The 24,932-nt window shown below is 68.4% G+C and carries 20 protein-coding genes; 11 read left to right on the forward strand and 9 right to left on the reverse strand.

Features of this window, described 5'->3' with window-relative positions; genetic code table 11:
- Positions 1–4 precede the first annotated feature (4 nt).
- From AS031_RS09655 to AS031_RS09665, 3 genes are read right to left on the reverse strand one after another with little or no spacing between them, the layout of a single operon-like run.
- Complete coding sequence (locus AS031_RS09655; protein WP_058267921.1) at positions 5–1,918, reverse strand: DUF2264 domain-containing protein; 1,914 nt, start codon at positions 1,916–1,918, stop codon at positions 5–7.
- Complete coding sequence (locus AS031_RS09660) at positions 1,915–3,063, reverse strand: LacI family DNA-binding transcriptional regulator (protein WP_058267922.1); 1,149 nt, start codon at positions 3,061–3,063, stop codon at positions 1,915–1,917. Before AS031_RS09660 ends, AS031_RS09655 begins: the two co-directional genes overlap by 4 nt.
- The gene (locus AS031_RS09665; RefSeq protein ID WP_141688793.1) at positions 3,060–5,060 is read right to left on the reverse strand and encodes a heparinase II/III family protein; all 2,001 of its coding nucleotides are present in this window, start codon (positions 5,058–5,060) and stop codon (positions 3,060–3,062) included. Before AS031_RS09665 ends, AS031_RS09660 begins: the two co-directional genes overlap by 4 nt.
- Before the next feature lie 155 nt (positions 5,061–5,215).
- Here AS031_RS09665 and AS031_RS09670 point away from each other — a divergent pair, with 155 nt between their 5' ends.
- From AS031_RS09670 to AS031_RS09695, 6 genes are read left to right on the forward strand one after another with little or no spacing between them, the layout of a single operon-like run.
- Entirely contained in the window at positions 5,216–6,229 is a 1,014-nt protein-coding gene (locus AS031_RS09670) for a hydroxyacid dehydrogenase (RefSeq protein WP_058267923.1), read from the forward strand.
- Positions 6,230–6,278: 49 nt separating this feature from the next.
- Positions 6,279–7,559: an ABC transporter substrate-binding protein gene (locus AS031_RS09675; RefSeq protein WP_058267924.1), complete on the forward strand. Its 1,281-nt coding sequence runs from the start codon at positions 6,279–6,281 to the stop codon at positions 7,557–7,559.
- A gap of 9 nt (positions 7,560–7,568) precedes the next feature.
- Positions 7,569–8,495, forward strand: coding sequence for a carbohydrate ABC transporter permease (locus AS031_RS09680; protein WP_058267925.1), 927 nt, complete (start codon positions 7,569–7,571; stop codon positions 8,493–8,495).
- Complete coding sequence (locus AS031_RS09685; RefSeq protein ID WP_058267926.1) at positions 8,495–9,436, forward strand: carbohydrate ABC transporter permease; 942 nt, start codon at positions 8,495–8,497, stop codon at positions 9,434–9,436. The genes AS031_RS09680 and AS031_RS09685 overlap by 1 nt, the downstream gene beginning before the upstream one ends.
- Positions 9,433–10,179, forward strand: a complete 747-nt coding sequence (locus tag AS031_RS09690; protein ID WP_058267927.1) for a DUF624 domain-containing protein — start codon at positions 9,433–9,435, stop codon at positions 10,177–10,179. Before AS031_RS09685 ends, AS031_RS09690 begins: the two co-directional genes overlap by 4 nt.
- A gap of 17 nt (positions 10,180–10,196) precedes the next feature.
- A complete protein-coding gene (locus tag AS031_RS09695; protein WP_058267928.1) occupies positions 10,197–11,957 on the forward strand; it encodes a glycoside hydrolase family 35 protein in 1,761 nt (586 codons plus the stop codon).
- A gap of 132 nt (positions 11,958–12,089) precedes the next feature.
- Here the strand turns inward: AS031_RS09695 and AS031_RS09700 are convergent, their stop codons facing one another.
- Positions 12,090–12,632, reverse strand: a complete 543-nt coding sequence (locus AS031_RS09700; protein WP_058268083.1) for a hypothetical protein — start codon at positions 12,630–12,632, stop codon at positions 12,090–12,092.
- Positions 12,619–14,583, reverse strand: a complete 1,965-nt coding sequence (locus AS031_RS09705; RefSeq protein WP_058267929.1) for a primary-amine oxidase — start codon at positions 14,581–14,583, stop codon at positions 12,619–12,621. Before AS031_RS09705 ends, AS031_RS09700 begins: the two co-directional genes overlap by 14 nt.
- 125 nt (positions 14,584–14,708) lie before the next feature.
- Between AS031_RS09705 and AS031_RS09710 the strand changes: the two genes are divergently transcribed.
- Positions 14,709–15,299: a TetR/AcrR family transcriptional regulator gene (locus tag AS031_RS09710; protein ID WP_058267930.1), complete on the forward strand. Its 591-nt coding sequence runs from the start codon at positions 14,709–14,711 to the stop codon at positions 15,297–15,299.
- Positions 15,300–15,434: 135 nt separating this feature from the next.
- Positions 15,435–15,611 (forward strand): CsbD family protein, encoded by a 177-nt coding sequence (locus AS031_RS09715; protein ID WP_058267931.1) that lies wholly within the window; start codon positions 15,435–15,437, stop codon positions 15,609–15,611.
- A 70-nt stretch (positions 15,612–15,681) separates the two neighbouring features.
- Here AS031_RS09715 and AS031_RS09720 read toward each other — a convergent pair whose 3' ends face one another.
- Complete coding sequence (locus tag AS031_RS09720; protein ID WP_058267932.1) at positions 15,682–16,146, reverse strand: DUF1345 domain-containing protein; 465 nt, start codon at positions 16,144–16,146, stop codon at positions 15,682–15,684.
- Positions 16,147–16,330: 184 nt separating this feature from the next.
- On the opposite strand from AS031_RS09720, the gene AS031_RS09725 reads away from it, so the two are divergent.
- The gene (locus AS031_RS09725) at positions 16,331–17,296 is read left to right on the forward strand and encodes an AraC-like ligand-binding domain-containing protein (RefSeq protein ID WP_058267933.1); all 966 of its coding nucleotides are present in this window, start codon (positions 16,331–16,333) and stop codon (positions 17,294–17,296) included.
- Between the two features lie 54 nt (positions 17,297–17,350).
- Here AS031_RS09725 and gdhA read toward each other — a convergent pair whose 3' ends face one another.
- Positions 17,351–18,688: an NADP-specific glutamate dehydrogenase gene (gene gdhA, locus AS031_RS09730; protein WP_058267934.1), complete on the reverse strand. Its 1,338-nt coding sequence runs from the start codon at positions 18,686–18,688 to the stop codon at positions 17,351–17,353.
- Between the two features lie 205 nt (positions 18,689–18,893).
- Between gdhA and AS031_RS09735 the strand changes: the two genes are divergently transcribed.
- Positions 18,894–19,532: an AmiS/UreI family transporter gene (locus AS031_RS09735; RefSeq protein WP_058267935.1), complete on the forward strand. Its 639-nt coding sequence runs from the start codon at positions 18,894–18,896 to the stop codon at positions 19,530–19,532.
- On the opposite strand, the gene AS031_RS09740 is transcribed toward AS031_RS09735, so the two are convergent.
- Positions 19,525–21,069 carry an APC family permease gene (locus tag AS031_RS09740; protein WP_228379607.1) on the reverse strand — a complete coding sequence of 515 codons (1,545 nt, stop codon included), beginning with the start codon at positions 21,067–21,069 and terminating at the stop codon, positions 19,525–19,527. The two genes, AS031_RS09735 and AS031_RS09740, sit on opposite strands and share 8 nt — an antisense overlap.
- Before the next feature lie 252 nt (positions 21,070–21,321).
- Between AS031_RS09740 and treS the strand changes: the two genes are divergently transcribed.
- Positions 21,322–23,616 carry a maltose alpha-D-glucosyltransferase gene (gene treS, locus AS031_RS09745; RefSeq protein WP_058267936.1) on the forward strand — a complete coding sequence of 765 codons (2,295 nt, stop codon included), beginning with the start codon at positions 21,322–21,324 and terminating at the stop codon, positions 23,614–23,616.
- Here the strand turns inward: treS and AS031_RS09750 are convergent.
- A complete protein-coding gene (locus AS031_RS09750; RefSeq protein WP_082641985.1) occupies positions 23,547–24,902 on the reverse strand; it encodes an MFS transporter in 1,356 nt (451 codons plus the stop codon). The two genes, treS and AS031_RS09750, sit on opposite strands and share 70 nt — an antisense overlap.
- Between the last annotated feature and the right edge of the window lie 30 nt (positions 24,903–24,932).

Genomic DNA, 24,932 nt, shown 5'->3' on the forward strand with positions numbered 1-24,932 from the left:
TTCCCTACTCGGAAACGAGCCGGGCGAGTGCCGCCGCGACGTCGATCGTCGTGCCGTCCGGGAAGGCGAAATGGCCGTCGGCCATCGGCGTCGTGCCGGCCGATCCGGCGCCGCCGCCTTCCCCGGAGAGGACGACGACGGCGGCATAGTCTCCATCCGCCACGGCACCTGGGGTGCCAATCCAGGGGATGGACAGGTGCTCCCCCACGGGGTGCGGCGCCGCACGGTGCCAGGTGCCGGCGTCGGGCAGCTCCCCGCCCCAAGGGACCGGCCGGACCGAGCCGGCCAGCGCGGATGACGCGTCCACAGGCCAGCCGCCGATCCTCAGCCGGGCACTGCATCGGCCGGCGTGGCGGACCCGGACCACGCGCAGTTCCACGGCTCCCCGCGTCAGTGACGCCACTGTCACGTCGGGGCCCGGCGTGGCGGTCCCCGCGGCGCCGCTGCCATGGTCCGGGCCGCCGTCGGGGTCCACGTCAATCCAGTGCGCGGTGAACCGGCACCCTCCCACCTGCACGCCGTCCTGCTCGAAGTGGCCCAGGAAGGAGAATCCGGTGCGGTGGGTCAACCGGCCGGCCTCATCCGCGAACACCACCGCGTTGTCCAGCGATTCCGGAACCAGGTCCGGGAACGTGGCAGTGGAGTAGCCCAGGCGGGCGTACAGGGGGGAATCGGCCACGCGTACCCCGGGGTTGGCGTGGTCGGTGCCGTGGTTCCGGACCCGGACGATGCCGTCCGCGGCAGTTCCGTCCACCTGCCAGCCGGGAGCGCCGATGAGCCGCTGGAAGTCGCCGGACTCGACCGGCAGCGGTTCTTCCACGGCCGTCCACACCGGATGGCCGGCCGGAAGCGCGAGCCCCATCATTCCCTTCGCGGCCCAGTACGGGGACCCGGCGCCGGAATAGGACTGCTTCATGCCGGGGAACTCCCCATGGAAGCCGATGCTGAGCAGCCCGTCGTCGTTAATGGCACCGCGGTCCAGGAAGTATTTCAGGATGCCGGACGCCGCCCGCCGCGTTGCGCCGGGCGTTAGGCGCGTGTGGCCTGCCAGCTGGCCGGCCCAGAACGGGGCCGCCGCCGCGAACCGGTAAATGAGGCTGCGGCCCTGGATCAGCGGCGCACCGTCGGCACCCACCAGGTGGATGGCGTCATCCAGGAAGTCTGCCAGCCGTTCCCGGTCCACCGCCGCCCGGGCCTGGACGCGCGGATCGGTGGGCGCCATCAGCTGCAGCAGCTGGGGGTAGACCTGGAAGGCCCATCCCACATAGTGGTCGTAGGCGCGCTCCGGGCCGTCGGCAAACCAGCCGTGTCCCCGGTACAGGGAATCGTGGATGGCCAGGCCGGCGTCGATGTCCGCCGCCGAGGAGCGGCCGCCCACGCTTGCCAGGAACATTTCGACGACGATCTGGAACCATACCCAGTTGATGGGCGGATACGGCTGTCCGATCACCGTTTCGAACCAGGCCACCAGCTGTTCCTGCACCCGCTGCGGCAGCTTGTCCCACAGCACGCCGCGGGTCAGCGCCAGCCCGACGGCCAGCGAGGCCGCTTCCACCTTTGCCTGGTCCAGTTCGCCGGGCGTGGGCCAGCGGTCCGGGTTGGCCGGGTTGGTGCCGGCATCAAGCCCCTGCGCGTACCAGGCGGCCAGCCGGCCCGTACCTTCCGGATCGCCGGCGATCCGGAAGGACGCCAGCAGGAAGGTCCGGGCGAACGCTTCCAGTGAATCGCTTTTCCGGCCGTAGGCACTGGTGGCTCCCGGCAGGTAGAGATTTGCATGGTCCGCTGTTGCGTGCCGGTGTGCGGAGCGCAGGAGATGGTCTGCGTAGCCGCACCAGTGGTCACGGGTCAGTCCGGTGAACGGTGAGAGCGTGAAATCCAGCGGCGGAAGGACCGGCGCCGCGGCCGGCGCGGCCGTCACAGCGAGTCCTGCAGCACGCCGGCCGCCGGCACCCGCGGGGCGCCGATGGATGATTCCCGCAGGATCAGGTCCGGGTTCAGCTCGATCCGGTGGACCGGCCGCAGGCGCCCCTCCGCCAGCCGGGCGGCCATCAGCTGCACCGCCACCTTCCCCACGTACTGCTTGGGCGGCCGCACCGCGGAAATGGCCGGTTCCGCCAGGTAGGCAACCTCGTCGTCGTACCCCACGATCGCCATGTCCCCCGGCACCGCCATTCCGCGGTCCACGCAGTGCTGCTCGAACGCCACCGCCTGGGTGTCCGAGTGCACCAGCATGGCCGTGGTGCCGGTCTTCGCGCACAGTTCGAGGACATGGTCGAAGTGGCTGGCGCGCGCACCGTTCTCCTGCCCGGCGGAGTCCTCGTGGACCGAGCCTTCCAGCGGAATCTTGAGTGCAGCCAGCGCCTGGTGCCAGCCCCTGACCACGTGCGGGCTGGTGGGGCTGGTGGAATCGGTCAGGCAGCCGATCCGGCGGTGTCCCTCCTGCCACAGGTGCCGGACGGCCATCCCGGCCCCGAAGGCATGGTCGGTGGCCACCCATTCGAGGCGGTGGGCCGGAATCTCGGCCGGAGCCCGCCGCTCGGCCAGCACCACCGGGATGGGCAGGGCGTTCAGCCACCGCAGCAGTTCGGGACCGTGCGCTCCGCCCATGTCCGGCGCCACGATCAGGCCATCGATGTTCTGCGTGTCCAGCAGCGCCTGGACGTGCCGCCGGTTGTCCGCGGCGTCGTAGGCCGAGCCCCGGACCACGATCCGCAGGTTCTGCTCCTCCGCTTCTGCCCGGGCGCCGCTGATCACCTGCGGCCAGTAGTAGTCCAGGGACGGAACCACCATGCCGATGGAGTAGCTGTGCTGTGCGGTGCGTCCGGAGGCGGAACGGTCCAGCGGGCTGGGCAGCGTAGCGCCTCCGTGGACCCGGGACACCAGGCCCTCGTCGGCGAGGATGTTTACGTCGCGGCGGATGGTGAGTTCGCTGACGCCCATTTTCGCGGCAATGTCGCGGACGGTGATAGCGCCGTGGGCACGCAGTTCCTCCATCAGCCGTTCGCGGCGCTGCAGGGAGAACAGTGACCTGCCGGCGGTTTCGGCGGGTTGCTCGGGACTCATGGTGTTGCCTCCACGGTGAGGGTGAATGCGCCTGCGGCGCGGGTTTCAGCGGGCATGCGGAACCGCAGCCGGGTCAGATGGTGGCCCCAGACGCCGCTGAGCAGCGGATCGTCGAGCTGCCATTCGTCCACGAGGACGACGGCGGTGGCGGGCTTCCAGCGCAGCCGCACCCCACGCCCGCCGGGCACGGCCGGGATGCCCTCGGGCAGGACGGTCGCCGTCGCGTCCTGGCCCAGGCGGACGGTGCCGGCGGCGAGGTAGGTGATGTCGACGTCGTCCGTGGCGCCCGGAGGCGGGGACGGCAGGGTCCAGCGGTCATCGATCACCGCCGCCGCGGCGTCCCTGTTGAGCAGCGCGGTGCGGATCCACTGCTCGGGGTGGTCCAGCCCGTAGGCGGCGCCAAGGCCCAGTGCGAGGGCTGGTTCGCCGGCGGTGGGTTCCTGCAGCACAGTGGCAGCGAAGGACGCTCCGGTGCCCTGCTCCAGGCCGTAGGGGGCCGGGACGTTGTGCCAGGAACTCTGCATGGCGCGGATGAGGTAACGGTCCGGCCCGAAGGTCTGCGCGGTATAGGTCGGCTGGCCGGCATCTACCAGCAGCGGAATCCCGTCCATGGCTACCACCACGGAGCCGACGTCCCGGTGGTTGTGGTGCTCGCCGTTGTGGCCGCCCTTCGCGGCCAGGGTCAGTCCGAGCGGGGCCCCGCCGTGTTCACGGGCCACCATGATCTGCACTGACGGCAGGTAGCTGAACGCGGGCAGCGGCGCGGCGGCGGGCCGCGCCCCGGCGTCCGGTTCATCGAGCAGCGAGTGCAGCACCCGGCCCAGGCCGGCGGCCGCATCCGGCCGGCCGCTCGCCAGGGAGGCTGCGTGGGCTGCCGCCGCGGTGTCACCCAGCCGGACCGCCCAGCGGCGGAGCATGTCCCAGGGGAGGGCGTCCGCCGCCCGGGCCGGACCGTCGGCGACGTTGAGGAACCAGGTGCCGCCCAGGTGCATGCGGTACGGGAAGGCAGCCAGCGCGCGGACCACCGGCAGGCCGCCGTCGAGGGCTCCCGCCGTGGCCTGTTCCAGCAGGCGCAGTCCTTCCAGCGCCCGGCCTGCACCGTTCCACCAGTAGGCGAAGCCCTCGTCGATGGCGCCGTCGCCGGGGATGGACGCCAGGAACCTGTCCAGGCCCTCGATGCAGCGGGCCACCGCATGCGCCTGCAGCCGGGGCTCCTCCACCAGGAACAGGGCGCCGGCCAGCAGGTTGGAGTGGATCCAGGGGTTCCAGTTATGGACGTCCCCGTCCAGGCCCAGCCAGTGCCAGTCCAGCCGCTCCAGGAAGGGCCGGATGGCCCGGTCCCGCACCTCGTCCCGGATCCGGCGGCGCAGCCCGGGGGCGCGGCCGTCCAGCTGCGGGCCAAGCACGTGGTCAATCCACGCCAGCTGGGCTGCGACTTCCCCGGCCCCGAGGTCCAGGTACGGCACCGCCGGTTCCGGCACTACGTTGCCGGTGCGGGAGTGGACGTCGTCATGGGCGGCCCAGCACCAGGAACTTTGCTCGCACAGCAGGAACGCGCCGTCGATGACCTCGTCGAGCCATGCTTCGGCGTCCGTGCCGGCCGGGTCATCGGACACCGCGGCCAGTGCCATCACCACAGCCCGGGTGAGCCGCTGCTGACGGGCGGCGACCAGGCCTTCGTAGGCCGTCCGGTTGCCGTCGCGGAAGTACCGCGCGTAATGGGACACCAGCGGCTGGGGCCAGGCCGTTCCGCGCTCCGTTGCGGCCTGGCGGCGCAGGTCCGCGATCCGCGCGTCATCCGCCGAGGGCCAGGCCCGCGGTCCTGCCGGCGGCACGTCCACCCGGACGGCGGCACTCTCAAGGAGGCCGGCCAGGGAGTCAGCGGAAGCGGCTGCTCCCCAGGCGGTGGCAAGCGGGCCGGCGCCTGCCGGGCCGCTGCCGGACCTCGCCGTAGGGCCGTCGGGCGTGGCGCGAAGGGGCGTGGGAAGAACCGGCATCAACCCACCTCATGTTTGTTTATGATCATTTTGGATCGATTCAGACTGGCTTGGTTGTTCTGTCTTGTTCATGAGTATCTACTGATTGTTAGATGTGATGCAAGACATGAAGTGCAGGAAAGAGCACGAACGAACACAACAGAAAGGAGGCCCCGATGACGCCCAAGCCCAAGGCCCTGCTGGTCATGAACCGTGGAACCTTCACGGACCAGTTCGATGCCACCCGACTGGACCGGCTGGCGGGCCTGGTGGACCTCGGCGGCCAGCCGTGGACCGACTCCCTGGAAGATCCCGGGCTCCAGGAACGCCTGGGAGACGTGGAAATCCTGCTCACCAGCTGGGGCGTGCCGCGGCTGGATGCCGCGGCACTGCAACGGATGCCCAGGCTCCGCGCCGTGTTCCACTGCGCCGGAACCGTCCGCAGCTTTGTCACCCAGGAACTGTGGGACCGGGACATCCTGGTGACCAACGGGGCCGATGCCAACGCCATCCCGGTGGCGGAGTTCACCTTCGCGTCCATCGTTCTGGCGGGCAAGAAAGCGCACGTGCTGGCCAATGACGCCCGCACCTGGCGCGAAGACTGGAGCTACACCACGGCCCGCGGGGAACTCGGCAACATCGGCCGGGTGATCGGGGTGATCGGGTTCTCCCGCATCGGCCGGCGGGTGGTCCGCCTGGTCCAGCAGCTGCAGGACGTGACCTGTCTGGTCAGTGATCCGCACGCAGACCCGCTCGAGGTGGCAGCGGCCGGCGGCAGGCTGGTCCCGCTGACGGAACTGCTGGCAGCCTCGGACATCGTCTCAGTCCACGCTCCGGCCCTCCCGGAAACCCGGCACATGATCGGCGCGGCGGAACTGCGGACCATGAAAGACAACGCCACCCTCATCAACACTGCCCGCGGCTCGCTGGTGGATACGGCGGCGCTCGAAGCCGAATGCGCCACCGGCAGGATCCACGCCCTGCTCGACGTCACCGAGCCCGAGCCGCTCCCGGCAGGCTCGGTCCTCTACAGCCTGCCCAACGTCGTCATCACACCCCACATCGCCGGGTCCCTTGGAACGGAAACCCGGCGGATGTCCGATGCCGCCCTGAACGACCTTGAACGGCACCTCACCGGTCAGCGGCTCGTGGCGCAGGTGGTCTCCGAAGACCTCTCCCTCAGCGCCTGAAACACCCGGCCGCACCAGCGGCAGACAAAAATCCAGTAAGGAGCACGCAATGAAGCGCACCACCCTCGCCGCCATCGCACTGGCTGTGACCGCAGGGCTGGGGCTGTCCGGCTGTGCCGGCGCCGCCGGTCCCGCGGAGCCCCAGGCCCAGGACGGCAAGACCCGCCTGACCGTTTCCGTGTGGAACTATGAGGGCACCCCCGAGTTCAAGGCCCTGTTCGACAGCTACGAGGCAGCCAACCCGGACATCGATATCGAACCGGTGGACATCCTGGCCGATGACTACCCCCAGAAGGTCACCACCATGCTGGCCGGCGGTGACACCACGGACGTCCTCACCATGAAGAACGTCATCGACTATGCCCGCTACGCCAACAATGGCCAGCTCCAGGAGATCAACGGCGTGGTGGACACCGTGGGCAAGGACAACCTGGCCGGCCTGGACGCCTTCGACATCAGCGGCAAGTACTACGCCGCACCCTACCGGCAGGACTTCTGGCTGCTGTACTACAACAAGGACCTGCTGAAGGCCGCCGGCGTGGAGAACCCGGCGGACCTGACCTGGGACGAATACACGGCCCTGGCCAAGAAGCTCACCACGGAGGCCAACGGCAAGAAGGTCTACGGCACCTACCACCACATCTGGCGTTCCGTGGTCCAGGCCATCGCCGCCGCACAGAACGGCGCGGACCAGAACAGCGGCGACTACGGCTTCTTCGAGGACCAGTACAACACCGCCCTGGACCTGCAGAAGAGCGGCGCCACCTTGGACTTCGGCACGGCCAAGAGCCAGAAGACCAGCTACCGCACCATGTTTGAGACCGGCCAGGCCGCCATGATGCCCATGGGCACCTGGTACATCGCCGGCATCCTGCAGGCCAAGAAGGATGGCAAGTCCACGGTGGACTGGGGCCTGGCGCCCATGCCGCAGAAGAACGACGACGGCAAGGTCACCACGTTCGGTTCGCCCACCGCGTTCGCGGTGAACAAGAACGCGAGCCACTCCGAGGAGGCCAGGAAGTTCATCGAATGGGCCGCCGGTGAAGAAGGCGCCAAGGCTATCTCGAAGATCGGTGTTGTCCCCGCCCTGCAGAACGATGCCATCACGGCGGAGTACTTCAAGCTGGACGGGATGCCCACGGACGAGCTGTCCAAGAAGGCCTTCACCCCGGACACGGTGGCCCTGGAGATGCCGGTCAGCGACAAGTCGGCCGCCACGGACAAGGTCCTCAACCAGGAGCATGACCTGATCATGGTAGGCGAGCGCTCGGTGGCCGATGGCATCGCCGAGATGGGCAAGCGCGTCAAGAGCGAAGTCCTGGGCCAGTAACAGGCAGCCATGACCACTGAAACACTTCCTTCGACGGTTGCCCCGGCCCCGGGCCGGGGCAACCGGAAGCAGGCCAGGCGCAACACCCTGATCGGCTGGACGTTCATCCTGCCGAACTTCCTGGGCTTCCTCGCCTTCACGCTCATCCCGGTGCTGGCAGCGTTCGCCCTCTCCTTCATGGAGTGGACCTCCTTCACCGCCCCCAAATGGGTGGGACTGGCCAACTTCCAACGCATGCTGGGCAGCGACTCGTTCTGGGTGGCGCTGCGGAACACCGTGGTCTACGCTATCGGCCACGTCCCGCTCACCATGGCCCTGGCCCTGCTGCTGGCGATGCTCCTGAACCGCAAGCTCAAGGGCATCGGCTTCTTCCGGGTGGCCATCTTCTTTCCGTACATCACCTCCCTGGTGGCGGTGGCCGTGGTCTGGAACATGCTGTTCAGCCCGGACAACGGCCCCATCAACCAGTTCCTGCACGCCGTGGGCATCGCCAATGCCCCGGGCTGGACCTCCAGCTCGGACTGGGCCCTGCCCGCCGTCATCATCACCAGCGTCTGGCGGGACATGGGCTACTACATGGTCCTCTACCTGGCCGGGCTGCAGGCCATCCCCACCGAGCTTTACGAGGCCGCGGAGGTGGACGGTGCCAGCGCCTGGCAGCGGTTCTGGAACGTCACCATCCCGTCGCTGCGGCCCACCACGTTCTTCGTGGTGGTCATGCTGACCGTCTCCAGCTTCAAGGTGTTCGACCTGATCGTCGTCATGACCAACGGCGGCCCGGGACGGTCCACCACCGTGCTCTCGCAGCTGATCTACCAGGAGGGCATCGGCGAAGGGAAGTTCGGCTACTCGTCCGCCATCTCCCTGGTGCTCTTCCTCATCGTGCTGACGGTCACCGTGCTCCAGTTCAAGATCCAGCAGCGGAGGGAACGCTGATGACCCACATGGCAGAAGACCTCAAGGCCTCCCTTTCCAAGGATGCGGCCCGCCTCCCGGACCGTGCACCGGCCGCGGAAGAACGCCGCCGTACGCCTCGCGGGCGCTCCACCCGGGAACGGAAGAAGCGGACCGCGGACGTCGTCATCTACGCCGTCCTTGCCGTGCTGGTGGTGGGGCTGATGGTCCCGTTCATCTGGATGGTGTCCTCCTCGCTGAAGGAGAACAACCAGGTCCTCACGGTGCCCATCCAGTGGATTCCCACCGAGTTCGTGTGGAGCAACTACACGGACATCTGGACCCGCATCCCCATGATGGGCTACCTGCAGAACTCGCTGTACCTGGCCGTGATCATCACCTGCCTGCAGGTCCTCACCGGGTCGCTGGCCGCCTACGGATTCTCCAAGGTCCGCTTCCCCGGCCGGGATGTGCTGTTCCTGGCGTACATCGGCACCATCGCCGTGCCGTGGCAGGCCTACATGGTGCCGCAGTACATCATGATGCAGAACCTGGGCCTGACCAACAGCTTCAACGCCCTGATCCTGCTGCAGGCCTTTGGTGCGTTCGGCGTGTTCCTGATGCGCCAGTACTACATGACCATCCCGGACGAACTCTGCGAGGCGGCCCGGATCGACGGCCTCAGCGAGTACGGCATCTGGGCCCGCGTCATCCTGCCGCTGTCCAAGCCCGCCCTGGCCAGCCTGGCGCTGCTGACGTTCGTGAACACCTGGAACGACTACATGGGCCCGTTTATCTACCTCACGTCCAACCGGCTCTGGACAGTGCAACTGGGCCTGCGCTCCTTCGTGGGCCAGTTCGACGCCGAGTACGCCATGATCATGACCGGTTCCGTGATCTCGGTGATCCCCATCCTGGTGATCTTCCTGATCGGCCAGCGGTACTTCATCCAGGGCATCGCCACGAGCGGCATGAAAGGATGACGTCAGTGGCACAGCACCCCACCCAAGGCACAACGCAGCGTCCGGCGCAGGCAAACCGGCGCGGCCTGGCCGGGCGCATCCCCTCCCCCGGTTTTGAAACGTTTGGCGGCATCTTCGGCTTCGTCTACACCTTCCTGGCCGGGAACGTGCTGATGGCATTGGCCAACGCTCCGCTGGTGCTGTGCCTGGCCCTGGTCGCGGACCCCGCCGCTGCCTGGCCGTTCTTCCTGGCATTGTCCGTCACCATCCCTCCGTCGCTCGCCGGCCTCTTCGCCGCCTTCCAGGCCCTGCACGACGACGGCGCCGCGGTCAGGCCCGTTGCCTCCTTCCTGCGGGGGTACCGGAACGGCTTCCGCCGGACGGCCCCGCTGGGGCTGGCCGCCGTCGCGGTGCTGCTGTTCCTCGGCGTGGACCTCGTAATCGTCCAGTCGATGCCCGGGGCCGGGGTGCTGGTGCCCCTGATCGTGGTGGCCACAGCCGCCGCGGTGAGCGTCGCCGTGACGGCGAGTGCCGGCGTCGTGCTCCTTCCGGCGGCGCGGCTGCGAAGCGTGCTGAAGGCCTCGCTCTACCTTGCCGTCCAGCGCTGGTACCTGAGCCTGGCCATGCTGGTGCTGCTGGGGATCATCGCCTCCGCGGCTGTGCTGCAGCCGGTCCTGGGCGTGGCGCTGGCTCCGGCGCCGCTGCTGTTCGTGGTGTGGAGCAACGCCTCCTACGCCTTCTCCACCGTTCTCCGCGACGCCTGACTGATTTGGATCCTTCCGTGCACACCTTCGCCATCGGCAGCCGCGACTTCCTCCTGGACGGCCAGCCGTTCCGCATCCTCTCCGGTGCCATCCACTACTTCCGGGTGCACCCGGACCTGTGGACGGACCGCATCCGGAAGGCACGGCAGATGGGCCTGAACACCATTGAGACCTACGTGCCGTGGAACGCCCATTCCCCCGCCCCGGACACCTTCCGGACGGACGGCGCGCTGGACCTGGGCCGCTTCCTGGACCTGGTGGCCGCCGAGGGGATGCAGGCCATCGTCCGGCCCGGCCCCTACATTTGTGCGGAATGGGACAACGGCGGGCTGCCGGCGTGGCTGTTCACGGACCCGTCGGTGGGTGTCCGGAGCAGCGAACCCGGCTACCTGGCGGCCGTGGACGGGTTCATGGACCGGCTGCTGCCCATCGTGGTGGAGCGGCAAGTCACCCGGGGCGGGCCGGTGATCCTGTTCCAGGTCGAGAACGAATACGGCGCCTACGGCTCGGACAAGGACTACCTGCAGCACCTGGTGGACACGGCGAAGCGCGCGGGGATCGATGTGCCCCTGTTCACCTGCGACCAGCCGTTCGGGACCATGATCGAGGACGGCTCGCTGCCAGGGCTGCACAAGACCGGCACGTTCGGGTCCCGGGCCGGCGAGCGGCTGGAATTCCTGCGGGAACGGCAGCCGGACGGTCCGCTGATGTGCGCGGAATTCTGGAACGGCTGGTTCGACAACTGGGGCACCCACCACCACACCACCGACGCCGCAGCGTCCGCGGCGGAGCTCGACGTGCTGCTCTCCGCCGGGGCGTCCGTGAACATCTACATGTTCCACGGCGGCACGAATTTCGGGTTCACCAACGGCGCCAATGACAAGGGCATCTACGAACCCACCATCACCTCCTACGACTACGACGCCCCGCTGACCGAGGACGGCCACCCCACGGACAAGTACTTCGCGTTCCGCGACGTTATTGCCCGGCATTTTCCCGTGCCGCCGGAAACCCCTGCGCGGCGGTCCCCCGCCCCGGAGTCCGTGGTGTCCGTCGCTGCGGGCGCCCCGCTGCTGGACGTTACCTCCACGTTCCCTGCCGTAGCGGTTCCCGGTCCGGTGCCGCCGGCTGAGGCCACCGGGCAGTACAGCGGCTTCTTCCTCTATGAGCGGCGGCTCCGCGGCGGCGGTGTCCTCAGCTTCGGCGAGGTCCGCGACCGGGCACAGTTCTTCCTGGACGGCGCCCCCGTGGGCACCCTGGGCCGTGAGCACGGCGAGGGCAGCATCGTCCTCCCCCGCGGCGGACTCCTCCAGGTCCTGGTGGAGGACCAGGGCCGGGTGAACTACGGGCCGCGGATCGGCGAGGCGAAAGGCCTTGTTGGGCCGGCGCTGCTCGACGGCACTGAACTGGAGGAGTGGAGCGTCCGCGCCGTGGACCTCTCGTCGCTGGACCCGTTTCGGGCATCAGCCGTGGAGCTTCCGGCCGGCAGTTCGGGCCGGGGCGGTGTTGCCGGGCCCTCGGTTTCGTTCGGTTCGTTCGAGGCCGACGGCCCCGGCGACAGGTATCTCCGGCTGGACGGCTGGACCAAGGGCAACGCGTTCGTCAACGGCTTCAACCTGGGCCGGTACTGGAGCCGCGGCCCGCAGCGGACGCTGTACGTGCCCGGCCCGCTGATCCGCGCGGGCGCCAACGAACTGGCCATCCTGGAACTGCAGGGCAGCGCCACCCGGACGGTCCGCTTCGTGGCAGCCCCTGACCTTGGCCCGGACGAAAAGTAGCGGCTGAAATCCTGACCGGCCCGGAACCTGCCCGTGGCCCCACTCCCCCCGTTCCCATCCCAACTAGGTAGCGCTAAGTGCCGTTCTGAGCCTCCAAAACGGCAGTTAGCGCTACCTAGTTGGGCTGGTTGCTCAGTCAGGCCGGCGCACGGTACAGAGCCGGGCGGCACGGAGCCTGGCCACGAGCGTGGCCGCCAGCAGCGCCGTGGCCAGTTCCAGTCCGATGACGAGCAGCAGTTGGGCTGCGGCTTCCGTTCCCGCACCGGAGTTAGCCGCAGCGGACGACGCCGCCGCCCCGCCGTGGGCGTGCCCCGCACCGCCGCCGCCCATGCCGGACAGCAGGAGGGCGGCGTGCACGGCCACCATCACCAGCGCCGAGGCCGTGACCTGGTGCAGCGCGCGGGCGCCCCGGGCAGGTCCCGCGCTGTGCCGCCAGATATGGACAGTGCAGGGAACGCAGACGGCGGCGAGCGCCACCATCAGGATCCCCAGCCACGGGCCGTGGTGGCCCGCGGCCGCCAGCCACAGGTGTGCCGCGCAGGAGACCGCGGTGACCACGGCCAGCAGCCGGGCGTGCAGGACGGGCCGCCGGGCACGGACCCGGCCCGCCGCCGTCGTACGCTCCGCCGCCGGTGCGGCAGTGGCTCGTGCGGGGACGAGGCTAGTGGCAGCCACCGCTGCCACCCTCAGTGTGGCATGAGGATTCCTGCCGGTTCGGGTTGGCGGGGACGTCCAGGCCCGGGCTGCGGTCGAAGAAGCCTTCAGGGCGCAGTTTGAAGCCCACCGTGTCCACAGGCATGATGGGCCAGTCCTCCACCCGCGGAAAGTGCGTGAGGCCGAAGGTGTGCCAGACGACGATGTCCTGGCCATCGATGTCCCGGTCCTGCGCCACATAGGCGGGCAACCCGGCGCCGCCGGAGTGCTGGTTCACGAAGTCGCCGGTGGGGTAGCGCTCGTTATCGGCGTGCCGGGTGACCCACAGGTCCTTGGTGGCGAACGCTGCGCGCCGGGCAATCGATGAGCCCGGGTCCGCCATCAGGGTGGGCTGGTTGTGGGAGTGGAGCTTGTAGCCCACGGGCTCGCCCAGCCGGTTGCGGGATTCCGGGTTGGAGATGATCCAGGTGCGGCCCGCCCGGGCGTCGGCCTCCCGGACGCCGTCGGATTCCCGGGCCAGCAGGGTGCGCTTTCGGGTGAAGGCGTTGCCCCGTTCGTTGCCGGGGCCCATGGGCTGGCGGACCACGTCCTCTTCCTCCACGCGGTTGGTGAACCCGTCCACGGCCATGTCCAGCCGCGCGCTGAAGAGGTGCTGGTGGAAGGGTGCGCCCAGGCCGGGGGCCAGCTGGGAGATGTTGTCCGAGCCGCCCTCGGGGAACGCGGAAGTGAACACGATGCCCGTGGCCTTGGCCTCGAATTCGATGGTGCCGTCCAGGTAGAGGTACCAGTAAAAGCCGTAGTCGTAGTTGCCGATGGTGGTGAAGAAGGAGATCACCAGGCGGCGGTTGCGGCGGGTGTAGGTGACGCCGCTCCACAGGTCGGAGTGCTTGGAGAGGATGCTCCAGTCCTCCTCGTGCATGCAGATGCCGTTGCGGATTTCGCGCGGGTTGCCGAACGGGTCGGAGATGACGGGGCTGAGGTAGGTGATCTCGCCCAGGCAGTCGCAGCCCAGTTCGAGGGAGTTGGCATACTGGCCCACCAGGTATTCGCCGGTGTCGAAGTAGTTCTGCCAGGACCTGATGGGCGACGGGTCGCCGTACGGGACCACCATTTCGGCGATGGACGCGCGGTTGATGATGGGCCGCTTCCGGCCGCCGTCCTGGAAGGCGAGGTTGTGCAGGACCACGCCTTCACGGACATCGAAGCCAACGTCCACGCTCCACTTTTCCCATTCCACGTGGTTGCCGCCGGTGACGGTGAAGCTGGGGCCTTCCGGCTGGGTGATGCTGATGGGCTTTTGGGTGTCGCGGATGGGGCCGGTCAGCTCCGGATCGGTGTAGTTGCCGTGCTCGGCGGGGATGGGCATTGCGCCGAGGTCGATCACCTGGGTGACTTCCTTGCTGACCACATCCACGTAGGCCACCAGGCCGTCCACCGGGTGCGCCCAGGCGCTGTCCTCCGGGAAATCCTGGACGAACGCCAGTCCGCGGAGGATGCGGCGGCCCTTTTCCTCCGGGTATTCGAACACGCCGGCGGACAGCGGGGCGACGCGGACCTTTTCGACGTCGAGCCCGCGGCCGGCGAGCGCCTTGAGCCAGCGTTCGTCCGTGGCCAGCAGGGATTCCACCACCTCGAACTCCTCCTCGAGGACCGGCAATTCGCCGGTCACCGCGGTGTCGAGTTCGACGGCGGATTCCACCGTCCGGCGCGTCAGGGAGACGACGACGTCCCGCGGGGCAGCCCCGGAGACGTCGTGGATGAATGCGCGGAAGCGCCGGTCCGCGGCTCCTGCCTGAGCAGCGGGGTGGCCGCCGCGCGCCGGGTCCAGCAGGCCCAGGTAGGCGATCCGGTGCCGCGGGCCGAACAGGCCTTCGGCTTGCAGGATGGACCGTACGTCCAGGATTTCCGGCGCCGTTGCCAGTCCGTAGGCCGCTACGGAGGCGGACGCAGTATCGGTGGAAGTAAGTGTCATGGGAAAACCTTCGAAAGGACCGTCAACCGGCCACTGGGTTTATTTTCTATAGTTGTAGAGAATAAACGTCCGTAACATGGCTCACAAGAGTCAGGGCCAAAAAATTTCCGGGGGAGTTGCCAGCGGTGCCGAAGATTGTTGACCATGACGAGCGCCGCCTTGAACTGGTGGACGCCACCTGGCGGATCATCGCCCGGCAGGGCCTCGAAGGCGCCACCATGCGGGAAATCGCCCTGGAGGCCGGCTTTGCCAATGGCGCCCTGAAGCCCTACTTCCCCACCAAAGACACCCTCCTGGAATTCGCCTTCAGCCACGTCTTCAACCGCACCAACCGGCGGATCGCCGAGGTTACCGCGGGCAAGGCGGGGCTGGACGCCCTGAGGGCCTTCTGCCTTGAAGTCCTGCCGCTGGATGAGGAGCGGGTCAATGAAGCGCGGATCGTCATCCCGTTCTGGCAGAAGGCCGTAAACGATCCCCGGAAGGCGGACATCCACCGGCAGTCCATGGAGGAATGGGTGGCCGGGCTGCGGCGCTGCCTGGCGGAGGCGCGGGACGCCGGAGACGTGCGGACCGCCGTCGACGATTCCCTCCTGGCCCGGCAGCTCCTGAACATGCTGCTGGGCGCGCAGATCGAGGCCGCCCTGGCCCCCGACGGCGCGCAGGACTTTGGCCACGCCGCCCAGCTGGAAGGATACCTGGAGCTGCTCCGGAACTGACGCCAGCCGGGCAGGAAAGCTGGGAGTTCGCACAAAAGACGCCGGGAAAAGGCCACCTGAACCAAAAGCATGCTTAGTATTGGAAGGTCAGGTTCCGGGACATCCCGGAGCGGGTACGAACGCAAGGAGCAGCTCATGGGTTTGGACGACAAGATTGACAACGCCGCGGAAAAGCTTGGCGGCAAGGGCAAGGAAGCTGCCGGCCACGCCTCGGGCGATGAAAACCTGAAGGCCGAAGGCAAGACGGACCAGGCCAAGGCTGACCTCAAGCAGGCCGGCGAAAAGGTCAAGGACGCCTTCAAGAAGGACTAACCGGACGCCGGTTTGCCTTTGGATGAAGGGGTGCAGCCCCCGCGGGGCTGCACCCCTTCCGCATGTCCGGCTACCGGATCAGGCCCGACACAAGGTTGATGGTGGTGGCCAGCACGATGGTCCCCAGCAGGTAGGACAGCAGCGCCTGCCGCAGGACGGTTCCCCGGATGTCCCGGGTCTTCAGGTCGGTGTCCGACACCTGGAACGTCATACCGACGGTAAAGGCCAGGTAGGCGAAGTCCCGGTACCGCGGCGGACCCTCCTCGTTGAAGTCGATGCCGCCGCGGTCGCGGTAGTAGAGCGAGGCGTACCGCAGGGTGAAGAGCGTGTGGACCAGGAACCACGACAGGGCAATGCTGCCCAGGGCCATGGCCACGATGGCGTCCTTGGAGTACCCCTCCGCCCCGGAGGCGTTGACCAGCACCAGCGCCGTGAAAAGGCCGACGGCGAGCATCACCAGCAGCCGCAGGCTGGAGTGGTGCGAGCGGGAGTTGAAATCCCGCGCAGTTCCGGACGAATCGCCCCTGCTTTCCATGGCCCGATCATGCCATGCCGCATCTGCTGCAGGGAGGTCCGCTGCCGGGAGATGGCAGGGAGTTGCCTGCAAATCTTTTTTCGCCAACTGTTGAAAAAAGATTCCGCCGCCCCTAATCTGTTAGCACTGTGTTCCAGCACACAGTTCCGGGGGATCGTCCAATGACCACTCGTCAGGAGCATCCATGCCAGCAACCGTCCGGGCCGCCGCCCCGGCAGGCCAACGCCTCACCACGGACACCGCGGCTTCCTTCGACCATTGGAAGCACCTGGTGGCGGAATCGTTCGTGCCCCTGGCCGCGCAGACGTCCGACGTGGACGGCTTCCGTGGCCGCCTGCGCTCCCGTGTGGTCGACCGGATGTCCATCGTGGAGGTCACGGCGACATCCCACGAGGTGCACCGCACCCCAGCCCTCATAGCCCGGGCCCAGGAGCGGTACTTCAAGCTCAACCTGCAGCTGGAAGGCACCGGCCTCCTCATCCAGGACAACCGGGAAGCCGTGCTCCGCCCCGGCGACCTTGCCATCTATGACACCAACCGGCCGTACACCCTCGCTTTCGAGGAACAGGCCCGGATCATGGTGGTCATGTTTCCCTGCGACGCCCTGGCCCTGCCCACGGACTACGTGGGCCAGCTCGCCGCCGTCCGGATGGCGGGCGATGCTGGGCTGAGCGGCATCGTGGGCCAGTTCATCCGGCAGCTGGCCGGAAACCTGGACGTCCTGAACGGCCCCAGCGGTTCCCGGCTGGCCGCCAACGCGCTGGACCTGGTGTCCACCATGCTGCACGCCGAGATGGACATCAGCCCGGACCGGATGAAGCCGCAGGCCCTGCTGGCCGTCTCGGTGCGCGAGTACATCGAGGCCAACCTGTCCGATCCCGGCCTGTCCCCCGCCAGCATTGCCGCGGCCCACTTCATCTCCACCCGGCACCTGCACAACCTGTTCCATGAATCAGGGACCACGGTGGCCGGCTTTATCCGGTCCCAGCGGCTGGACGGCGCGCGCCGCGACCTCCGGGACCCGCTGCACGCCGGCCTGCCGGTGGGTGCGGTGGCGGCCCGGTGGGGTTTCCTCGACGCGGCGCACTTCAGCCGCACCTTCCGCGACGCCTTCGGCGTCCCGCCGTCCGACTGGCGCCGCGCCGGGTAGACGGGCAACGGCCCCGGGGGACGCGCCCTGGGACCAGGACCTTGGATCAGGCTTTTAGATCAGGCCCTGCGCCAGCATGGCGTCGGCCACTTTGACGAACCCGCCGATGTTGGCGCCGAGGACATAGTTGCCCGGCTCGCCGTACTCGTCGGCGGTGGCGGCACACCGGTCATGGATGCCCACCATGATCTCCGTGAGCCGCTCTTCGGTGTGCTCGAAGGACCACGAGTCACGGCTGGCGTTCTGCTGCATTTCCAGGGCGGAGGTGGCGACGCCGCCTGCGTTGGCGGCCTTGCCGGGTCCAAAGAGGACCCCGGCGTCCTGGAACACCGCCACCGCATCACGGGTGGAGGGCATGTTGGCGCCCTCACCCACCGCGAGGAGTCCGTTGCGCACCAGGCGGGCGGCAGCACCGCCGTCGAGCTCGTTCTGGGTGGCGCAGGGCAGCGCCACCGTGGCGTCCACGTCCCACACCGAGCCGCCGTCAACGTAGGAGACTCCCGCGCGGCGTTCCGCGTAGTCCTTCAGGCGGCCGCGCTCCACTTCCTTGACCGCGCGGAGAAGTCCGACGTCGACGCCGGCCTCGTCCACGACGTAGCCGGAGGAGTCCGAGCAGGCCACCACGGTGGCGCCGAGCGATTGGGCCTTGGCGATTGCGTTGATGGCCACGTTGCCGGATCCGGAGACCACCACGCGCTGGCCGTCGAAGGAGGTGCCGCGGGTTTTCAGCATCTCCTGCGTGAAGATGACCGTGCCGAACCCGGTAGCCTCCGGGCGGACCAGGGAGCCGCCCCAGGAGATGCCCTTGCCGGTGAGCACGCCCGATTCGTACCGGTTGGTGATGCGCTTGTACTGGCCGAAGAGGTAGCCGATTTCGCGTCCGCCCACACCGATGTCCCCGGCCGGAACGTCGGTGTATTCGCCAATGTGCCGGTAGAGCTCGGTCATGAAGGACTGGCAGAAGCGCATCACCTCGGCATCGCTGCGGCCACGGGGGTCGAAGTCGGAGCCGCCCTTGCCGCCGCCGATGGGCATGCCGGTCAGTGCGTTCTTGAAAATCTGCTCGAAGCCGAGGAACTTGACGATCCCCAGGTAGACAGAAGGGTGGAAGCGCAGGCCGCCCTTGTAGGGGCCCAGGGCCGAGTTGAACTCCACCCTGAAGCCGCGGTTGATCTGGACCCGGCCGGCGTCGTCGGTCCAGGGGACACGGAAGATGATCTGGCGTTCAGGTTCGCAGAGCCGCTCCAGGATGGCGGCCTCGAGGAGTTCGGGGTGCCGGTCGTGGACGGGCCCCAGGCTCTCGAAAACTTCCACCACCGCCTGGTGGAATTCCGCTTCGCCCGGGTTCCTGGCGAGGACTGTATCCCTGATGGCCTCGAGCCGTGCATCCATGTCATTTTCCTTACCGTGGCCGAACGCAGGACGGCACGCATAAGGCGGCTCCGTCCTCAAAGGTTTACATTTCAACCTAACCGATTACGACTGGAGACCGTTAAGCGATCGGGCAGTTGCAGCGCTAATCTCCGTATTGTGACTCTGGAATTCCATACTGTGATAACTGCGCTCAGGCCTGCCTGCAGCTGCGGGGCCGGCTGACATGCCGCACATCTGCCTGCTGCTCTCCGCTGCTGCCCTGCTGATTAATGGCCTGGCAACTCTGGGCCGGTTGCCCTGGCGGGACGCCGGCGTCCTGAACCTGGCAGTGGGCGCCGTCCAGCTGCTGCTCGCCATCCTGTCGCTGTCCGGCAGCGCCACTCCCCTGCCGGCTTCGGCCGGAATGTTCCTGTTCGGGCTGACCTACACCTATGTCGGGCTGGATGCCTTGCTTGCCCTGGGGTCGAAGGGGCTGGGCTGGTTCTGCGGCCTGGTGTCCGGGCTGGGCGTGCTGCTCGCCGGCGCCTGGCTGGCCGGCGATCCGCTGCTGGCGGTCCTGTGGCTGGCCTGGGCGGTGCTGTGGGGCTGCTTGTTCGCGTCGCTGGCGCTGGGCAGGAAGCGGCTGGACCCGTTCATCGGCTGGGCCCTCGTGCTGGCCAGCCCCGCAACCGCCGCCATCCCGGCTTTCCTGGGACTCACCGGCGCCTGGCCCGGCGGTCCGGAAACGGCGTGGGCGGCGGCGGTGGCGCTGGCGGGAATGTTTGCCGCTGCACGGCTGCTGGCCCGGCGCGAAGCGTCTGCTCCGCACCGGGCCGAATCCTTGCCGCCGGAGCCTGCCGCAGGCCAGGCCAACGTCAGCTGAGCGTCTCCCGCGCGGCACCCAGGCCCGGGGTGCCGGTGGCTGGGGTGCCAGCGTCTGCGGTGCCCGTGCCCGCCGTACCAGCGTCCGCAGCCTCCAGTCTGCGCTGCACGCGGGCTTCCACCAGCACTCCGGCTGCAAAGACCACCGGGACGGAAGCCAGCAGGGCCGCCGCGGTTTCGGCGCTGCCGCCGATCAGGGCGGTGAAGTTGCTGAGCACCAGGAACAGCACCCAGCCCAGCAGCACGGCGGCCAGCGAGGGTGCCACGAGCGTCTGCCACAAACCCGCCCCGGCCGGTTCGCGGCGGAAGAAGCCCACCACCGCAACCGAGCACAGAATGTACAGCACCAGCAGCGCCGCCACGGCAAGCCCGCTGAACCAGGAGAACAGCGTGAGGACGGGGTCCAAGGCCAGGAGAGCGAACGGCATCACCAGCACGACGGCGGCAGCGGTCTGGATCCAGGCGGCAACAGCGGGTGCCCGGTGCCGGTTGGTCCGCGCCACCTTTGCGGGCATGGAGCCGCGCAGGGCGAGCGAGTGCAGGTAGCGGTTGATGCCGTTATGGAAGGCGATGATCCCGGCCAGCAGTGATGTCACCAGCAGGATGCCGGCCACGGTACCCGCCCACGGTCCGAAGAGTTCAATCATCGGCCCCAGTACGAAGGACGTGGCATCGCCTGATGCGAGTGCCGCGCCGGCGGCGTCCATCACCCTCGACGGTCCGTAGTAGCTGACCAGCATCCAGGAGATGAAGGAAAAGAAGATGGAGATGACGCCGACGGACAGGTACGTTGCCCTGGCCACGGTGCGGTGGGGGTCCTTGGCCTCGGCCGAGTAGATGGCGGTTGATTCGAAGCCGAACATGGAGGCGACCGCGAACATGATGGCCACTCCGGGGGCGCCGGCACCGATGGCCTGCGGCGAGAAGGAGGCTGCCACGCTGATGCCTTCCGGGCCGCCGCCGCTGAAGAGGACGGTGACGCCGAAGAGCAGCAGCACGGCCACCTCGAGTCCCACCAGCAGGGCCAGGACGCGGGCGCCGAGTTCGATGTTCAACGAACCGAGGACCTGCACGCCGGCCATGGTGGCCAGCGCCAGCACCCACCACGGTACGTCCAGTCCGGCATTGGCGAGGAGCCCGGAGAACGCTGCCCCGTACAGCCCGTACATGGCAGCCTGGACGGTATTGTAGGCCAGCAGCGCCAGCCAGGCCGCGCCGGCGCCGGTCTTCCGGCCGAAGGCGGCGGTCACGTAGGCGTAGAAGGCGCCGTTGGCCTGGATCCTGCGGCTCATCGCCACGAATCCCACGGCGAAAATGACGATCACGATGCCCACGATCAGGTAGGCACCGGGGGCGCCGGCACCGTTGCCGAGGGCCGCGGCCAGTGGAGAGGCGCCCACGATGCCGGTCAGGGGCGCCTGGGCGGACAGGACGAAGAACAGGATGCCCAGTACGCCGATGCTCCCGGAGCGCAATGCGGTGGAGTGATCCTTGGCCGGAGCGTCGGTGGTCCGGGGTTCGGAATTGGAAATACTCATAGGGTCCTTCTCACGGTCATGAGCGGGGAAGTTGTGGTTGGGATCCAGCTTGGCAGCGGGGCCGGCGGCTGCCTTGTCCGCCGGCGATCAGTTGTTGTCGGTCAGCGCAGCGGTGGTTATGACAGTCCTTTACTCCCGCAACGCCGGGGGTTCCACGAATAGCCCCCGCACCCCGGGGTACGGTGAATTCGTGCGCAAGGTGTCCCGGGGCTTCGCTCCGGACCATGGAAGCAACCTTCGGAAAGAGGAACCATGAGCGAACCGACCACCAACGAGGGGATCTTTGACGCGGATGCCCTTGACGGCGAGGAGACCCGGGAGGCGGCCGCTGCATCCGAGCCCGCGGCCGACGCGGAGGTCAGCTACGACGAACAGTTCTACCCCGCCCGGCCCAAGGCCCTGAGGCCCATCGCCCGGCGCCGCCAGTACCTTGCCACCCGGCCATCCTTCGAGTTCGACGGGCGCAACGCCGCCTACGTGGAGTGGCTGCGGAACCAGGCGATGCTCGGCGACGCCAACACGCTCGCCCGGCAGCTCTCCGGCCAGGCCAGCATGTGGCAGAACTCCTATGCGCATCCCAACCCGCGTGCCGCCGTCGAACGCGCCCCTGTCTGGTTCACCGCCTACCCCCTGTCCTTCATCACGAAGCCCGGGCAGTCCTTCCTCTCGGCGCTGGGCGACGAGAAGATGTGGGAGGCGTTCCGGGACATCGGCATCCGCGCCATCCACACCGGGCCGGTGAAACTGGCAGGCGGCATCAGCGGCTGGATGCAGACCCCCAGCGTGGACGGCCACTTCGACCGGATCAGCATGGGCATCGACCCCGTGTTCGGTGACGAGGACGAATTCCGCCGGATGTGCGAGGTGGCCGCCGACCACGGCGGAACCATCATCGACGACATCGTCCCGGGCCACACCGGCAAAGGTGCGGACTTCCGCCTGGCCGAGATGAACTTCCGGGACTACCCGGGGATCTACCACATGGTGGACATCCCCGAGGAGGACTGGCACCTGCTGCCGGACGTCCCGGAAGGCAAGGACTCGGTGAACCTGAGCCCCGACGCCGAGCGGGCACTGCAGAAGGCGGGCTACATCATCGGCCGGCTGCAGCGGGTGATCTTCTACGAGCCCGGGGTCAAGGAAACCAACTGGAGCGCCACCCGCCCCATCGTGGACACCGCCGGCAAGACCCGGCGCTGGGTCTACCTGCATTACTTCAAGGCCGGCCAGCCGTCCATCAACTGGCTGGACCCCACCTTCGCGGGCATGCGCCTGGTGGTGGGCGACGCCCTGCACTCGCTGGTGGACCTGGGCACCGGGGCGCTGCGGCTGGACGCCAACGGCTTCCTGGGCGTGGAGAAGAGCGCGGAGGAGGAGCCGGGCTGGTCCGAGGGGCATCCGCTGTCCGAGGCAGCCAACCAGCTCATCGGCTCCATGATCCGCAAAGTGGGCGGCTTCTCCTTCCAGGAGCTCAACCTCACCATCGACGACATCAAGGCCACCTCGGAATCCGGGCCGGACCTCTCCTATGACTTCATCACCCGGCCGGCGTACCACTTTGCCCTGGTCATGGGAGATACCGAGTTCCTGCGGCTCACGCTCCGGCTCTCCATGGAAATCGGCGTGGACCAGGCGTCCCTGGTCCACGCGCTGCAGAACCATGACGAACTCACTTACGAGCTGATGCACTTCGCCGCCGGCCACCGTGACGACGTCTTTGAGCTCGGCGGCCAGGAGCTGACCGGCGCCCAGATCGCCGAGCACGTCCAGCAGACCATGCGGGACAGGCTCACCGGCGAGAACGCCCCCTACAACTCCGTATTCACCATGAACGGCATCGCCTGCACCACCGTCAGCTTCATCATGGCCAGCCTGGGGGTCCAGGACCCGGAGGAGCTGACCCCGGAGCAGGAGGCCCAGGTCCTGGACGCGCACATCCTGCTGTCCATGTACAACGCACTGCAGCCCGGCGTGTTCGCACTGTCCGGCTGGGACCTGGCCGGGATTTCTGTGCTGGACCGCGGCAGCGTTGACGAGCTGATCGCGCAGGGTGACACCCGCTGGATCAACCGCGGCGCGCACGACATCATGGGGACCAGCCCCGAGGCCAGGACCTCCTCGGCCGGGATGCCCCGGGCCCGCAGCCTCTACGGGTCACTGCCGGAACAGCTCGACGACGAAAACTCCTTTGCCCGCCGGCTCCAGCGCATCCTGGCTGTCCGTGAGGAGCACGGCATCGCCACCGGCACGCTCCTGGATGTTCCGGACGTCTCCCACCGGGGTTTGCTGGTTCTGGTCAACGAAGTGGCCGGCGGGGCCCTGGAAGTCACGGTCCTGAACTTCTCGGACCAGGACATTTCCGGCAGCGTCAGGTCCACGCACCTCCAGCCTGGCGCCAGCGTGCGAGACCTCTTCAGCGGCGAAACGGTGGGCCAGGTGGACGACCTGCACAGCTTCTTCCTTGACCTGCCCGCCTATCAGGGCACGGCGCTGCTGCTTGAGGTGGAGGAAGGGGACGACGACGGCGGGCCGGCTTCGGAGGCCTGATCCGTTCCACGGGGCTGCTTCCGCGCAGGAGGCAGCCCCGGGCGGACCGGAAGCACAGCGGCGAGGACGAGGACCAGGACACCGGCGAGCGGGACCACCAGCAGTCCGGTCCTGACGCTGGTGGCGTCGGCGATGAGACCCACCACAGGCGGTGAGCAGAGGAAGCCCAGGCGCATCAGCCAACTGACGAGCGTCAGGCCGGTGCCGTGCCGCAGTCCGGGCAGTTCATCCGCGGTGTGCATGGCCGCGGGGACCAGCGTGGCCACGCCCAGGCCGGCGGCGGCAAACCCGGCGATGGTCCCGGGAACGGACGGCCACACCAGCGCGGAGCCCATCCCGGCCAGTACCACCAGGCCTCCGGCCCGGGCCACGGCACGCTGGCCGAACCGGTCCACGAGCCTGTCCCCCATGAGCCTGCCGGCGAACTGGGCGCCGGTCAGCGCCACGAATCCCAGGGCAGCGACCGGCGCCGCCGCCCCCAGCGCGCCGGAGAGGTACACCGCGGACCAGGTGCTGCCGGCATCTTCCACCAGGCTGCCGGACACTGCAATCAGGACCAGCGCCGCCAGGACCGCCCAGACAGTCAGCCCGGGCCGGGTGGCCTTGGCTGCCGCGCGGCGCCCGTCATGCTCAGCAGCTGCGGGGTCGTGGCCGGGCAGGAGAAGGCGGAGGGCAACCAGTGCCACCCCAGCGAACATCAGGCAGGACAGTCCGAGGTGGAGTCCGCGGGACAGCCCGGCCAGGATGGCGCCGGCCCCCATGAGGCCGCCCAGTACCGCCCCGATGCTCCACACCGCGTGGAATGAATTGAGGATGGACCGGCCGTAGAGGCGTTGCACCCGGAGGCCGTGCGAATTCTGCGCCACGTCCGTGACGGCGTCGGCGGCCCCCGCTGCAAAGAGCGCACCGGCCAGCAGGGCCCACGACGGCGCCACACCCGCCGCCAGCACCCCGGCGCCGGTCAGGACCGTGCCCGCCACGGCAACAGCGCCTGACCCGAACCGGCGGATCAGCACCGCGGCGGCCAGCCCAGCCACCAGGGCGCCGAACGGGAATGCTGCCACGGCCAGCCCGAACTGCGCGTTGGTCAGCCGCAGTTCATCCATGATGGCCGGATACCGCGGCAGGAGGTTGGCGAACAGGGCGCCATTGGTCAGGAACAGCAGCGCCACCCCGGTCCTGGCCCGGCGGAGCCGTGCTGCCGGGAGTGAACTGCCCTCAGGACGGACTTCCTGCCCGGAGGCAGCAGGGCCGTCGGAAGGAACGGGGTTGTCGGAGGAAGCCATGGGGCGGCCTTTCTGGGGGTGTTGCGTCAG

Origin of the sequence: Pseudarthrobacter enclensis (assembly GCF_001457025.1) — a bacterium.
Lineage (GTDB): Bacteria > Actinomycetota > Actinomycetes > Actinomycetales > Micrococcaceae > Arthrobacter > Arthrobacter enclensis.